Below are 13271 nucleotides of genomic sequence, written 5' to 3'. Positions count from 1 at the left end.
ACGACCATGACCAACACGCAGTCCCGGCAGACCTTCGTCACCTCTGCCGACGGCACGAAGATCGCCGTCGCCGTCAACGGCCAGGGACGTCCGCTGGTGATTTCCCCCGGCGCGCTGAACGCCGCCCAGGACTGGCAACTCCTGGCCGACGTCCTGGCTCCGCGCCTGACGACCTACGCGGTCGACCGCCGAGGCCACGGTGCCAGCGGGGACAGCCTCGATCACAGCCTCGAACGCGAACAGGAGGACATCGCCGCCGTCCTCGACCTCGCGGGCCCCGACGCGATCCTGTTGGGCCACTCCTACGGCGGCATCGTGGCGCTGGGCCTGGCACTGCAGCGGCCCCCTGCCGCCGTCATCCTCTACGAGCCCCCGGTCCCGGTGCACGGACCGGTCGGAGGCGACGCCATCGCGCCCTTCGAAGAGGTCGTGGCGGAAGGCGATCTGGAAGACGCCCTCGTCTTCGGTACGCGGAACTTCCTTCGGATGCCGGAGGAGGCGATCGAAGAGTTCCGGCGCAGCCCCGTTTGGGCCACCAGGGCGTCCATGACGCCCACCTGGGCGCGGGAAGTGCGGGCCATCGACACCTTCGGCGACGACCTCGACCGGTTCGCACGCCTCGGCGTTCCCACGCTCCTCGTCACCGGGGAGTTCAGCCCGCCCGTTCTGCTCGACATCTCCCGGCGCCTTCACGAGGTCCTGCCGATCAGCCGTCTCGTCCAGATCCCCGGTCATGCGCACGAGGCGTACCTGACCGCCCCCGAAACACTGGCTGAGGAGATCCTCTCCTTCGTCGCCGACGTCGGCAGGTGATCAGCCTCACCCGGTCGGCTCAACTGAGTGGGAGGTGATCTCCAGATCGGTGAACGTGGCGTTCGGGCTCACGATCAGAGTCTGCTTCGCTTCGACGGTGTCGAGGGACAGGCGAGGCAGCGTGACGTCCAACGGCAGGAAGTCTGGGATCAGATCGGCTGACAGTGAGATGCGCAGCGGCAGGCCGGCTAGGCGCAGGACGCCGCTGAGCGAAGCCATGTACAGGTCCACGTCGTTCACAGTGACATCGAAACGCAGCGTCAGACCCGGACCGGGCTGGGCCGTGGTCAGCCGGTAGTTCGTGAGGGTGATCGACGCCGCGTGCAGCACGAGCACCTTGGTGCGCCAGGTGGGAGTCTCCAGCCAACGGCTGCCCTTGATCCGGAGCGCGTCGGCGTCGAGTCGGTCGGCGCTGATGGCGGGTGCGATGCGGGCGGGCAGCGGGCCGTCGCCGCCCTGTTCCTCGGGGGAGGGACCGGCCGGTAGGTGATGTCACCTGAGGCCGTGGGCGAAGGCACGGGTTCGCCTGGTCCCGGGCTCTTGGCCGGGGTGCCAGGAGCCCGGGACGGGGTTGCCGAGGGCGTTGGAGGCGCGGACGTCCCCGGGGGAGCGGAAGTTGCTCCCGCGTGCGGTGAAGCGGATGGCGTTCCGGACGGACCGGGACTCTGCGCTGGCGCGGAAGCAGCCGGGTCGGCGGAAGCAGGTGGCGTGGCCCCAAGTACCAGCGGCCCGCCGCATACGGGCGGAGCCGGCCTCCACCAACTCGGCCACGGGATGCCTGACGGCAGGCATGTCTGCGCGTGGGCCGGTACGGCCGCCATGACGCCCAGCGCCGTGACCGCGGTAGCGGCGGCCGTGCCGAGCAGTAGGCGCCGGCGTGGCTGTGACAGCGGCGCGCCCCCGAGGCGATGCGCGCGCCCCCGGTCGCCGCCGACCGTGTAGGCGCCCCGTGATCCGTTGGACGCGCCGCGACGCGCGACGCGCTATGGATCGGGCTCGCCGGTGTCCCCGTCCGACGGGTGTTTCCCATCTGCCTGATCGTCGTCCGGAACGTCCTCCCGACTTGGTTCGCCGCCGGCCGGCCGGCCCCCGTCCGCACCGTCGTCCTCGGCATCATCGGCGGGTGGATTCGCACGCCAGCCGAACGCCATGCTCGATCCGATGACGCCGCAGAGCATTCCGAAGCCCAGGCCGCCGAAGTTCGTCGTCGCGAAGGAGATGACCGAGAACGCGGCCGCGACGACGGAGGTGAAGACGCGCTGGACCGGACGAATCCAGAACACCACGCCCGCAGCGACGAGGACCACGCCGACGGCGATCCCTGTTGTCACTGCGGGTCCCCCGGTGAGCACGGCTTTTATCGGTGCCAGCGGCGGCGCGATGATGAACCCGCCTCCCGCCATGACGAACAGGCCGGCCCAGAAGGGCCGGGTACGCCGCCAGTGACGGAAGGCCGCCCGTCCGGCCGCCAGCCGCATGCGAACCGTGCGCGACTACCACACCGGCATCCGGGGCACTGACGGCAACGGCCAACTCTTCCACGCCCTCAACCCGGCACCGCTCGTGTGGGCACACGCCACGTTCATCCACAGCCAGGTCGTGTGCGCGCAGTTCTTCGGACGGCCTCTGACCGCCGCCGAGAAGTCCGAGTTGTACGCGGAGTCGCTGGGCTGGTTCCGCCGCTACGGCATGGGACTGCGCGAAGTCCCCAAGGACTGGACCGAGTTCAGCGCCTACCTGAACCGTGTCGTCGACGAGGACCTCACACATGTCGAAGCAGGCGCAGAGGCCGTCCGCTCCCTGCTGGTCGACAGCCCTTCCCCGCTGCGTTGGCTGCCGGACCGCCTCTGGTGGTCGGTCGGCCGCCGCCTCGGCCGCCTCCAGATCTGGGTGGCCGCCGCGACACTGCCCCGGCCATCCGGGACCGCATGTGCCTGACGTGGACCACATACGATGCCGTGCGTTTCGCGGTCTTCCGCCGCCTGATACGCATCCTGGCGGCTCTCCTCCCGCATGATGCCCGCTACCTGCCTCAGGCCGTATGGTTGGCGCCGCCACCACACCAACCAGCAACCTGCCACCCCGACATCCGGTCCCGCTCCAACGCGCCCCGACCGCACGCCAATTCTCTCGGCGCGAGGTCACCAAGCGGCTTGATGACTATGCCGATCCGACCCTCCAAGCGTCGGGACCGGCGGCTAGTTCGTCAACCAGTGACCGTGACCAGCATCCGGCCGCGTCCGCCCGTGGCGACCCACTCGTGGGCCTCGGCGATGTCCTCCAGCCGACAGCGGGCGCCGATGTCTACGGTCGGGGCGCCGACTGCCGTGGGGAGCCTGCCGTCCGGCCGCGGCAGGGAAGTCGTCGCTGCTGAACAGGCGCAGCGTGACGTTGTTGAACAGCGGGTGCCAGAAGGGAGTTGGGCGCGGTCGGTGTGGGTTTCGTAGGCGGCGATGCCGACGGTGAGAGTGGTGACCGTGTTGTCGAGGTCGCTGCTGCGGCGGCCGGCGCCGATCGCGGTGGCGCCGCCTCAGCAGGCGAGCTGGGTCGCCATGGAGCCGACGCCGCCGAGGAACACTGTTCCCGCGTACTCCTCCTCGCCGAACCCCACCAACCACCTCGACATTCAGCACCAACTCGATCTCGTCGACCGGGTCACCGCACTGCCCATCATGATGTGGGAGGTTGCCGATGGAAACGGTCCAGGGGCGGACACCTCTCCAGGTTCTGGTCGCGAACCACGTCGGCATTCCTCGCTATTTCCAGTGAGGAAAGAATTCCTTGTCAGGGCCGGAGTATCCAGGCAGAAAACTCTCCCCCTCAGCCGCCCTCTGGCAACCGCGATTCCCCGATAGCCTGATCGTTCATTCGGGTCAGAGAGGATTACTGGCCTGTGGCTTGAGCCCGCCACACCGTCGCCGGTGTAGTCCCCGGGCGACGAGGGAGGGGCCCACGTGCTCATCGACACCTACGGCCGAGTGGCCACCGACCTGAGGGTCTCGCTGACCGACCGCTGCAACCTGCGGTGCACGTACTGCATGCCCGAGGAGGGCATGCAGTGGCTGGCCAAGCCGGACCTGCTCACGGACGACGAGATCGTCCGCCTGATCGGCGTAGCGGTCACCTCCCTCGGTGTCCAGGAAGTCCGCTTCACCGGCGGTGAGCCCCTGCTGCGCCCGGGCCTCGTCGGCATGGTCGAGCGCGTCGCCGCCCTGGAGCCGCGCCCCCAGCTGTCCCTCACCACCAACGGAATAGGCCTCAAGCGCACGGCGACGGCCCTGAAGGCCGCGGGCCTGGACCGGGTCAACGTGTCCCTCGACACCCTCCGCCCGGATGTCTTCAAGACCCTCACCCGCCGGGACCGCCACAAGGACGTCATCGAAGGCCTGTACGCCGCCCGCGAGGCGGACCTGACACCGGTCAAGGTCAACTCGGTCCTGATGCCGGGGCTGAACGAGGACGAGGCCCCCGACCTTCTGGCTTGGGCGGTGGAGCACGACTACGAGCTGCGCTTCATCGAGCAGATGCCCCTCGACGCCCAGCACGGCTGGAAGCGCGAAGGCATGGTCACCGCGGGCGACATCCTGGCCTCCCTGCGCACCCGCTTCGAGCTCACGCCGGAGGGCTCCGACGAGCGCGGCTCCGCCCCGGCCGAGCGCTGGATCGTCGACGGCGGCCCGTACCGCGTGGGGGTGATCGCCTCGGTCACCCGCCCGTTCTGTGCGGCCTGCGACCGTACGCGGCTGACGGCCGACGGCCAAATACGCACCTGCCTGTTCGCCCGCGAGGAGACCGACCTGCGCTCCGCGCTCCGCTCCGACGCCCCCGACGAGGAGATCGCCCGCATCTGGCGGCTCGCGATGTGGGGCAAGAAGGCGGGAGCAGGCCTGGACGCCCCGACGTTTGTCCAGCCGGACCGGCCGATGTCCGCGATTGGCGGCTAGACGTTCTCGGGATGTCGTAGCGCGCGCAGATGTCAGCGCACAGCATCGAGGAGGCGCGGTACGCGGTTTGGGCGAACCAGCGGTTGGACCTGTTGGCTTCAAGGGCTTTGTCTGGCCCCTACAGACGGTCGAGGGTGCAGTAGTCGGCGTCCGAGGCGGCGATCGTCTTGGTGCTGACGGCACCGCAGCGGGGACACACGTGCCGATGAGGACAGTTCTGCGACGCCGTACAACGGGACGGACCGGACGATGCCTGTAACCGCAACTGCTTGTGAGGGGCGTGGAATTCAGTAGGGATGCCAGGCCGACCTGAGCGGACTGGGCGTGCCGACATCTGCAGGAGTGTCCTTGGGAGCCGATCTAACAAGCCCCGACCCATTCCTCGGTCCCGTCCGAGAACTTCTGACGCTTCCAGATGGGCACCTCGTGCTTGAGGTCGTCGATCAGCTGCCGACAGGCTTCGAATGCCTCTGCCCGATGGGCACAGGAAACCGCGACAACCACGGCCAGATCGCCAACGGTCAGATCACCGACGCGGTGCACCGCAGCCAGCGCCCGAACCGGGTGGTTCGCGATGACCTTTTCAGCGATGCGGCGCAGTTCGGCGGCGGCGGTCGGGTGGCACGAATACCCCAAGGCGTCCACGTCCGCACCCCCGTCATGGTTGCGTACCGTGCCGACGAACAGCGCCGTGCCACCGGCCGCGTCGTCGCCGACCGCTCGGAACACATCGTCCAGCAGGAGCGGTGTGTCCCGGATCGCGAGCAGCCGGATGGGATCTGGATGCGCCCGCTCGCCAGGGTGTTCTTGGGCACCCTTGGTTGTCATGGCATTCATGCTGTCCCACATCCCCTGACCAGTTCATCAAATCGGGTCCCGTCATCGGCACCCCAGTTCTCTTGACTTCCGGCCCAGCATCCGGCAATGCGACCCGGCGGCTTGAAACACCAGCCGCCCGTAACCATGCCATCGGATAGACCGCGGTGGGAGGCAGACTTTTCTACCTGGTTGGAACTCTCTCCAGATGTAATTCTCCTTTCACAGCCCACCGGCAGGGCACGGAGCAGGCAGGCCGACGAAGGCGTGGCCGGGGCGTGGCTCTGAATGAGGCCGAAGGGGTCAAGCGGCGTACTGGACCGGCGGCACGCCGACGGGGGCGTACGTCATCGCGGCTGAAGAGCTGCCGTAGTCGCTCTCGTCGCGCTGTGTAGAGAGTCCCGCAGCGGGACGAGACGTCTGCGGAGCTGCTCGGCGCCGAGTGGGTCGAATCGCCTGGAATTCACATTTTGAACAGGTCGTCCCCTTGACGGGGGGTGAGAGGAGTCCATCGATGAGCGAGCTGTGGCGACCGAGCGGGGGCCGTCAGGGAGCTGACCTGGGTCGGCGCGGGTTCCTTGCGGCGGCAGGGGGCGCCGGGCTGACCTTGGTGGGCTGCTCCAACAGCACCCAGGACCAATCGAGCGGGCCGACCGCCAACCCGTCCATGTCCAAGAGGCCGCAGAGGTCGGCAGCAGCCGGCGGGTCCGGGGTGCTGATCGCCTACTTCAGCCGGACCGGGAACACGCGGACTGTGGCCGAGTACGTCGCCGGCGAAGCCAATGCCGATCTGGTCCCGGTCGTGCCCCGGAACTCGTACCCGGAGGACTACGACGCCACCAACGACAGGGCGACCGAGGAGCAGGATTCCGACGCTCGACCCCGGCTGAGTACCCGTGTGGAGAACATGGCCGACTACACGACCGTCCTCCTGGGTTACCCGATCTGGTGGAGCACCATGCCGATGGCCATGTTCACGTTCCTTGAGGAATACGACTTCAACGGCAAGATTGTCATCCCCTTCTGCACCCACGAAGGCAGCGGGCTCGCTGGTAGTGAGCGGGACATCGCAAAGCTGTGCCCTGGCGCGCAACTGCGTGACGGCCTGGCCGTTCGCGGACCCGGGGCACAGGACTCGCGTGGGGAGGTGGCATCGTGGGTCCAGGAGTCGGGACTGTCGGCCTGAGGCCCGCTCGCCAAGTGTCGCGCCGTCGTGGCCGGTGGCTGTTCAGGATCGGGCTGGTCACGGTGATGTTGGCCTTGATGCTGTTCGCGATGGCCCATCAGTGGACTGGGGACCTGTACCACGAGTTGATCGGTGTTGTGCTCTTTGCCGGGGTCCCCATCCACAACGCCATCCATCTGAGTTGGTATGCCAGGCTTCCACGCAACGCCCGCAATCGGCGTCATCGGCTCACCATCCTGGTCAACGTCCTGCTGCTGATCAGCATGACCGTCCTGCTGGGCAGCAGCCTGGTCGTCTCACGGGAGGTCTTCGCATTCCTGGGCCTGTCGGGCGGCGCGACCGGCCGACAGATCCACATCCTCGCGGCGACAGCGACGTTGATCCTGGTGGCCATCCACCTTGGGCTGTACTGGCAGACGGTGATGGGGGTGGCCCGATCCATGGTCGGGCGTCTTGCGTCCTCCCGCGCCGCCCTGGTGGCCCTGCGCATCCTGGTGGTCGTGGCCGTCGCCTACGGAGTGAAGGCGTCCTTCGACCTCGACGTCGGTACCAAGCTGGTCGGCTACTACTCGTTCGGCTACTGGGACTTCGAGAACGACACAGTGGGGTTCTTCGCCGGCTATGCCTCGATCGTCGCCATGTACGCCGCGCTCGCCCACTACCTGCGCCGCTGGGGCGCCAGACGGCGGGCCCAGCGAAGTCATCGGTGACGTCGCGTAAGGCGCAGGGGAGGGAGGTCAGTTCTTCACCGTGACGGAGCCCCGCCCGCGTTCTGCTGCGGCAAGTCGCCGACGCGCACCACCCGCTGGACATGGTCCGGGCCAGCGGCGGCTACATCGGCAGCCTCGTCCGTAATTGCCTGGCCGCGCTCGCACTGGCCGCTCTCGTCGATGGCGACGCAGTGGTGGTGGGTCTTTCCGGCGTCGATGCCGGCCCAGATCGCGGCCATGTGATGCCTCCGTGCGGTGTGCTGCTGGTTCCTCCCACGGACGACCTCGCTGTCGACTCCCTACAGAGCGATCATTCGCAATTCCTAATTGGCAGCCGGGTCGTCGTGGGGCATCGGGCGGCCAATCAGTGCGAGCCACGTGCGGCAGAGCCTTTTGAACCACACCCGATGCCCCTGGGTGGATGAACCATACGAAGGGCTCACCACGTCCCGCAGAACAACGTAGGGAGCATTTTCAGCGGTGCCGCTCCAGGGTGAGGACGGCGGCGGCGATTGACGTCATTCGATTCGGACTGCACCGGGCCCTGCGGAAGATGCGCCAGGACTTCAGTCGTGCGATGCCGCGCTCGACCGGTGCCCGCGCCGCGGACAGCGCGCGGTTGACGGTCTGTTGGGTGGGTGTGAGGTCACGGCCCGGAGGGCGTCTGAGGGCCGTCGTCACCCGCGGTCCGGCTCCCATGTAGGCACGGTCGGCGAGGACCGGGATGCCCTGGCGCTCACAGATCCGGATGAGGCGGTGGGCGCGGGCCGCGGTCAGGTCGTGGGCACGGCCGGGCAGTGCGGGTGAGATCCACAGCAGCCGCCCGGCCCGGGTCGGTCACGACCTGCACGTTCACCCCGTGCCGACGGTGCTTGTGGGAGAAGTCGGCCCGGCTGTCGCCGACCCGGTCACACTCCGCCAGGGTGCCGTCGAGCAGGACGTAGTCAGGGGCGGCCTCGCGCAGGGCGCGCAGCAGGCCGGGCGCGCGGTCGGCGAGCAGGTCGACGACGGCTGCCGTGTAGGCCGGGAAGTCCGCAAACGCGGTGATATCTGTCGCAGCGGTCCAGCAGCATGCGCTTGACCTGCGGGAATTGCGGTCCGAGCTTGTCGGCGACCACGTTCAGCTGGATGCGCACGGCCTCGCCGGTGGTCTGCGCGAAGACGGTGCGGATGGTCGCCGCCACCATCTCTCCCGAACCCTTTTCGATCACGCTGAAAACGTCTCGCACGAAGTGAACCCGGCACCGTTGCCAGGCCGAGCCGAGGAAGACGGTGCGGATCGCGGCCACCAGGCCGCTGTGGCTGTCGGAGATGACCAGCTGGACGTTGTCCAGGCCGCGGGCCCGCGGCCTGCGCAGGAACTTCGTCCAGAACGGCTTCGACTCGCTGTCGCCGACAATCACTCCGAGGATCTCGCGGAGCCCGGTGGCGGAGATCCCGGTCGCGATGACCACCGCCTGCGAGACGATCCAGTGGTTCACCCGGGCCTTGCAGTAGGTCGCGTCCAGAAAGACGTTGGGAAAGACGGTGTGGTCCAGCGGCCGTTCCTTGAAGGCGGTCAGTTCGGCGTCGAGTTCGCCGCAGATCCGCGACACCTCGGACTTGGAGATCCCGCTGTCGGCGCCCATGGCTTTGACCAGGTCATCGACCGAACGGGTCGAGACCCGTGCACGTATGCCTCCATCACCACGGCGAACAGAGCCCTGTCGATCCGCCGCCGCTCCAGCAGAGAGGGGAAGAACGACCCGGTCCGCACCTTCGGGATCTTCAGGTCGAGGTCGCCTGCCTGGGTGGTCAGCAGCCTCTCGCGGTGGCCGTTGCGCCAGGTGGTGCACGTCTCGGAGTGCTCACCCCGGGCGGCGCCGACGGCCTCGGTCGCCTCGGCCTCGATGAGTTCCTGCAGGATGCGCTCGCACAGCATCCTGATCGTCTCAACTCCGTCGGCCGTACGTAGTGACTGAAGCAGCTGCATCAGGTCAGACCGGGACAAGGCCATCGTGCGCTCCTCCGGTCGAACCGCCCGTTCACCAGGGAGACTTGCGCGATGGCCTGCCTCTGTTCAGGGAGCACTCACCCACAGCGGGTGCACGCCCCGGGCGGACACCCACGCGTTCACGACCCTCGACCAGCTACACCACTCGGAGGGACGCCATCGACTTCAGCGCGGCCAGCGTGTTGCCAGAACCTTTCCTGCGGCGATGGAAACCCCACAAGCGGTCGTCGTCGACCGAGCGACAACCGTGGAAGCAGTGCACTCCGTGGGTGCGGTGGTAGGTGGCCGGCACCCGGTCGGGACGTTTCTGTTGGGCCCAGCACGAGCCTGCGGTGGGCCAGATCCCGAGCGGGCCGAACTCGTCGAACGCGGATACCTGGTCGGAGAAGCGGTCAAGGACTTCCTTGATCCGGTCCGGCTTCGCATCCCGTTCGGCGGCCGGGAACTCCTTCCGCGTCCAGGAATAGCCGCAGGCCCGTCCCGTGTTCCCGCGAGCATGACGACGGATGCTCCCTGGCCCGAGGTACTGCGATACACCGCCTTCTCCAGCGACCCTGACGGCGGAAACCCCGCGGGCGTCGTGCTGGATGCCGCCGCCCTGGACGACAGCGACATGCTGGCCATCGCCGCCGACCTCGGGTACTCGGAGTCCGCGTTCTTGTCCGCACCCCCGGAGGGCCTCGGCCAGGAAGGACGGGCGTACAGCATCCGTTACTTCAGCCCCAAGGCCGAGGTGCCGTTCTGCGGGCACGCTACCGTCGCGGCCGCTGTCGCTCTTGCCGAGCGGACAGAACCCGGGGAACTGGTGTTCGCGACGCGCGCAGGCACCGTGCCGGTGGAAGTGGCCGAGGAGCACGGGATCGTCAGGGCCACACTCACCAGTGTCGAGCCGCACGTCGAGGAGATCGCCGAGGCGGATCTCATCGAGGCGCTCGCCGCGCTCGGCTGGCCGGCCGCTGATCTCGACCCGGACTTTCCGCCGCGGATCGCGTTCGCCGGTGCCCGCCATCTCGTTCTCGGTGCGGCGACCCGGGTGCGCCTCGCGGATCTCGCGTACGACTTCGCGCGCCTGGAAGCCCTGATGCACCGCTTGGACCTGACCACGCTCCAGCTGGTGTGGCGCGAGTCGGCCGCCGTCTTCCATGTCCGGGACCCGTTCCCGGTCGGCGGCGTCGTCGAGGATCCGGCCACCGGCGCTGCGGCCGCCGCGTTCGGTGCGTACGCCCGCGAACTCGGCCTGGTCCCCGAGGACGCGGTCCTCACCCTGCACCAGGGCGAGGACCTGGGCCGCCCCGGCGAACTCACCGTGACGCTGCGCGCGGGGGACCCGCGCGTTCGTGTCAGCGGCACGGGAGCTCGCATCAGCTGAGCGCCAACTAGGGTCTGTTGCGAAAGTGGATCAAGGTCTTGAGTAATCGCGTGCTGTGGAGTCGGACGGACTGACATACTCCGCGCCGTGACGACTGACCACGGCTCCGGCCCGACTCTGACCATCGGCGAGCGCGACACCGACCTCATCGACCGATTGACCGAGGAATTGGTCGCCTTCAACACGGCCGCCACAGGTGCGACTGACCGCGGAACGTTCTCGATCAAGGTCACCGATGAAGCAGGTGAACTGGTCGGCGGGCTGGCCGCATGGGCTTGGGGCGGCCTCTGCGGCATCGAGCTGCTGTGGGTTCGCGAGGACAGCCGCAAGGACGGGTGGGGTAGCGGGATCCTGCAGGCAGCTGAGACAGAGGCACGGCGACGCGGTTGCGATCGCGTCGCCGTCTCCTCTTTCACCTTCCAGGCTCCCGGCTTCTACCGGCGCCACGGCTATGCCGAGACCGGTCGGACCCTGGGTATCCCTGGAGGGCACGCGGACGTGCACCTGTTCAAGTCGCTGACCGATTCGACGCCGTCGTGCCAGTCGTAGGCGTGCTGGTCACAGCCATTCGTTGATGGCCGCGACCAGCACCGTCGCTTCGTAGCGGACCGCGAGTTTCTCGTATCTCGTGGCCACGGCCCGGGACTGCTTGAGCCGGTTGATGCCGCACTCAAGGAGCAAGCCGTAATGCACACATAGACGACTCCGGGGCGGGGAATGTCCCGGTCGTAGGGGTGGACGGCTTGCTCCAGGCCGCTGCTGTCGTGCGGCAGTTGCGGGAGCGACGAGCCGGTGAGAGCGAGGATGGTGAGTCGCGGTGTCCGATGAAGTCGTCGCGGAACTCCCCAGATCCCGTGGTGGGAGACAGTTCCGGAGCTGAACCGTCAGATGGTGATTCGGCGGCTGGCCGAGCTGGCGGCCCGGATAGTGATCGTGGCCGAACGGGACGGGGGTGAACCCCGTGAGGCAGGTGAGGGCTGCGTTGTGGCGCCTCCCGAGGGTCTACCACCAGGGGGTGCAGGTGATGCCGTCGGTATCTGCGGGGCTGGACAGGACCGCGCAGACCCGGAAGGCCCGGCTCGCCGAACTGCTGGTCAGGTAGGCCGGGGTCGTGATCCTGACACCGGCCGACCTCACCTCGAACGGGCCGCACTGGATCCAGGACACTCTGTCGTCGTTGGTGACATCCATCCAGACGCCGGCCCTGACACCGGGTCCCCAATCGCCGGCTCCTCCGGTGCTCAGGACACCCCACCCCATCTGTCTGCCGCCGACGGTGCCGGCCTGCATCGCCCACGAGGCGACGGCGTGGGGAATTGCCGATCACCAGCGCTCCCGCCCCCGCCACACCCCGTCCGCTGAGACTGTCGGGGATGTCGGTGAAACCGTTGGCGCCTGCCGTACAGTCGGACGCCGCCGCCTGGACCGCACCGGAGGAACCGGCCAAGAGCCCTGCCCCGAGTACGAACGCAGCCGTTCCCACGCTGAAGATCCGGCGGACACTGCGCATGTCTTCTCCCTGGTCGAAGAGGTGACAGCTCCCGCAGACCGGCCCTTTGCCGCCACGCCCGCCTGCCGAAACCTTCATCATCGTCACGACGGTGTTGGGCGACTCCCTGTATGAGTACGAAGGCGGGGCCAGCGACACTCGTGGTGGATGAGTGCCGATCTTGCTGGGACGAGGCCGACTTCCGCACGCTCGCCGGCTTCGCCCGTTCCCTGGATACTTCACGAGCCACCGGCTGAGCACATTGCCACTCCTTCAGACAGCGGCCATCGCCTGCTCGCAGGAAGTCTGTCTGCGTGTCGGTCGTCAGTCACACGACGCCGGGCTCTTGGCGCTGCGCAACGACCAGGTGCAGCTTGGTGGTCAGACCGCCGTGTGAGCGTCCGGGCCCATGGTCGTCCGGTCAGTGGTGACGCGGCCGGACGGTTCCTTCGAAGACGGATCACCCTGGCAGGCCTGCTGGGGCAGTGTGCGGACAGAGGTGTGTTCGGGTGCGGCGAACCCCGGGCCGTCGTAGCGGAAACGTGCACTTCCTTCGACACGGGATCCCATCCTCAATGCGAAGGGGTTCCGGCCACGGATTTCCGGAAGGCACGACGAACCTGACTCGTATGGCGCGTAATTGATTTGATAATGAATAGAATTGAGGGGAGATCAGATTCGAGTCCAGAAAAGGGATTCGGAAATCCTTCCCAAAGAAATGAGACGCTTGCAATGGAAGCAGAAACAAGGACAGTTGACCGGTCATCAGATCGGACGAAACCCGACCCAGCAGGTGCGTTTGTGGAATTCGCGGAGCGAATTTCCTGGCCGAATTGCGGAGCAATTCGGCCGATCGTCACGGAGTGACGATCCATCAACTCCCTTGCGGAGCAAGGGAGTTGGCCCGCCGCGTAGCGGCGGCGCGTCGTGTCTGCGGAGCAGACCGCGCGC

At 67.7% G+C, this 13271-nt stretch carries 13 protein-coding genes and 3 pseudogenes; 7 read left to right on the top strand and 9 right to left on the bottom strand.

Annotation, left to right across the window (positions count from 1 at the left end; all coding sequences use genetic code 11):
* The first annotated feature begins 6 nt into the window (after positions 1 to 6).
* A complete protein-coding gene (locus ACFYXF_RS12355; protein WP_389349485.1) occupies positions 7 to 813 on the top strand; it encodes an alpha/beta fold hydrolase in 807 nt (268 codons plus the stop codon).
* A 6-nt stretch (positions 814 to 819) separates the two neighbouring features.
* Here the strand turns inward: ACFYXF_RS12355 and ACFYXF_RS12350 are convergent, their stop codons facing one another.
* Positions 820 to 1143, bottom strand: coding sequence for a hypothetical protein (locus tag ACFYXF_RS12350; RefSeq protein ID WP_389349484.1), 324 nt, complete (start codon positions 1141 to 1143; stop codon positions 820 to 822).
* A 653-nt stretch (positions 1144 to 1796) separates the two neighbouring features.
* A complete protein-coding gene (locus ACFYXF_RS12345; protein WP_389349483.1) occupies positions 1797 to 2291 on the bottom strand; it encodes a DUF6114 domain-containing protein in 495 nt (164 codons plus the stop codon).
* 7 nt (positions 2292 to 2298) lie between these two features.
* Between ACFYXF_RS12345 and ACFYXF_RS12340 the strand changes: the two genes are divergently transcribed.
* Complete coding sequence (locus ACFYXF_RS12340) at positions 2299 to 2751, top strand: oxygenase MpaB family protein (protein ID WP_389349482.1); 453 nt, start codon at positions 2299 to 2301, stop codon at positions 2749 to 2751.
* A 1016-nt stretch (positions 2752 to 3767) separates the two neighbouring features.
* Positions 3768 to 4757 carry a GTP 3',8-cyclase MoaA gene (gene moaA / locus ACFYXF_RS12335; RefSeq protein ID WP_389349481.1) on the top strand — a complete coding sequence of 330 codons (990 nt, stop codon included), beginning with the start codon at positions 3768 to 3770 and terminating at the stop codon, positions 4755 to 4757.
* Positions 4758 to 5117: 360 nt separating this feature from the next.
* On the opposite strand, the gene ACFYXF_RS12330 is transcribed toward moaA, so the two are convergent.
* Positions 5118 to 5585, bottom strand: coding sequence for a molybdenum cofactor biosynthesis protein MoaE (locus ACFYXF_RS12330; protein ID WP_389349480.1), 468 nt, complete (start codon positions 5583 to 5585; stop codon positions 5118 to 5120).
* A gap of 502 nt (positions 5586 to 6087) precedes the next feature.
* Here ACFYXF_RS12330 and ACFYXF_RS12325 point away from each other — a divergent pair.
* Positions 6088 to 6759 carry a flavodoxin gene (locus ACFYXF_RS12325; protein ID WP_389349479.1) on the top strand — a complete coding sequence of 224 codons (672 nt, stop codon included), beginning with the start codon at positions 6088 to 6090 and terminating at the stop codon, positions 6757 to 6759.
* Between the two features lie 14 nt (positions 6760 to 6773).
* Positions 6774 to 7469, top strand: coding sequence for a DUF4405 domain-containing protein (locus ACFYXF_RS12320; RefSeq protein WP_389349478.1), 696 nt, complete (start codon positions 6774 to 6776; stop codon positions 7467 to 7469).
* 35 nt (positions 7470 to 7504) lie between these two features.
* Here ACFYXF_RS12320 and ACFYXF_RS12315 read toward each other — a convergent pair whose 3' ends face one another.
* The 4 genes and pseudogenes from ACFYXF_RS12315 to ACFYXF_RS12300 form a co-directional block, all read right to left on the bottom strand.
* Positions 7505 to 7708, bottom strand: a complete 204-nt coding sequence (locus ACFYXF_RS12315) for a hypothetical protein (RefSeq protein WP_389349477.1) — start codon at positions 7706 to 7708, stop codon at positions 7505 to 7507.
* A 235-nt stretch (positions 7709 to 7943) separates the two neighbouring features.
* A pseudogene (locus tag ACFYXF_RS12310) lies at positions 7944 to 8493 on the bottom strand (transposase family protein); the annotation flags it as partial.
* Positions 8494 to 9465, bottom strand: a pseudogene (locus ACFYXF_RS12305) (IS256 family transposase); the annotation flags it as partial. It abuts the pseudogene before it with no gap.
* Between the two features lie 142 nt (positions 9466 to 9607).
* A pseudogene (locus ACFYXF_RS12300) lies at positions 9608 to 9919 on the bottom strand (IS630 family transposase); the annotation flags it as partial.
* 39 nt (positions 9920 to 9958) lie between these two features.
* Between ACFYXF_RS12300 and ACFYXF_RS12295 the strand changes: the two are divergent.
* Entirely contained in the window at positions 9959 to 10831 is an 873-nt protein-coding gene (locus ACFYXF_RS12295) for a PhzF family phenazine biosynthesis protein (RefSeq protein WP_389349476.1), read from the top strand.
* A gap of 87 nt (positions 10832 to 10918) precedes the next feature.
* On the top strand, positions 10919 to 11380 hold the full coding sequence (locus ACFYXF_RS12290; protein ID WP_389349475.1) for a GNAT family N-acetyltransferase: 462 nt from the start codon (positions 10919 to 10921) through the stop codon (positions 11378 to 11380).
* A gap of 9 nt (positions 11381 to 11389) precedes the next feature.
* Here the strand turns inward: ACFYXF_RS12290 and ACFYXF_RS12285 are convergent, their stop codons facing one another.
* Together ACFYXF_RS12285 and ACFYXF_RS12280 are read right to left on the bottom strand one after the other, a co-directional pair.
* On the bottom strand, positions 11390 to 11524 hold the full coding sequence (locus tag ACFYXF_RS12285; RefSeq protein ID WP_389349474.1) for a hypothetical protein: 135 nt from the start codon (positions 11522 to 11524) through the stop codon (positions 11390 to 11392).
* A gap of 309 nt (positions 11525 to 11833) precedes the next feature.
* A complete protein-coding gene (locus ACFYXF_RS12280) occupies positions 11834 to 12022 on the bottom strand; it encodes a hypothetical protein (protein WP_389349473.1) in 189 nt (62 codons plus the stop codon).
* Positions 12023 to 13271: the final 1249 nt, after the last annotated feature.

The organism is Streptomyces sp. NPDC002680 (genome assembly GCF_042889145.1).
GTDB classification, from domain to species: domain Bacteria; phylum Actinomycetota; class Actinomycetes; order Streptomycetales; family Streptomycetaceae; genus Streptomyces; species Streptomyces adonidis.
The sequence above is the reverse complement of the archived record's forward strand: the minus strand, read 5'-3'. Positions and strand labels throughout refer to the sequence as shown.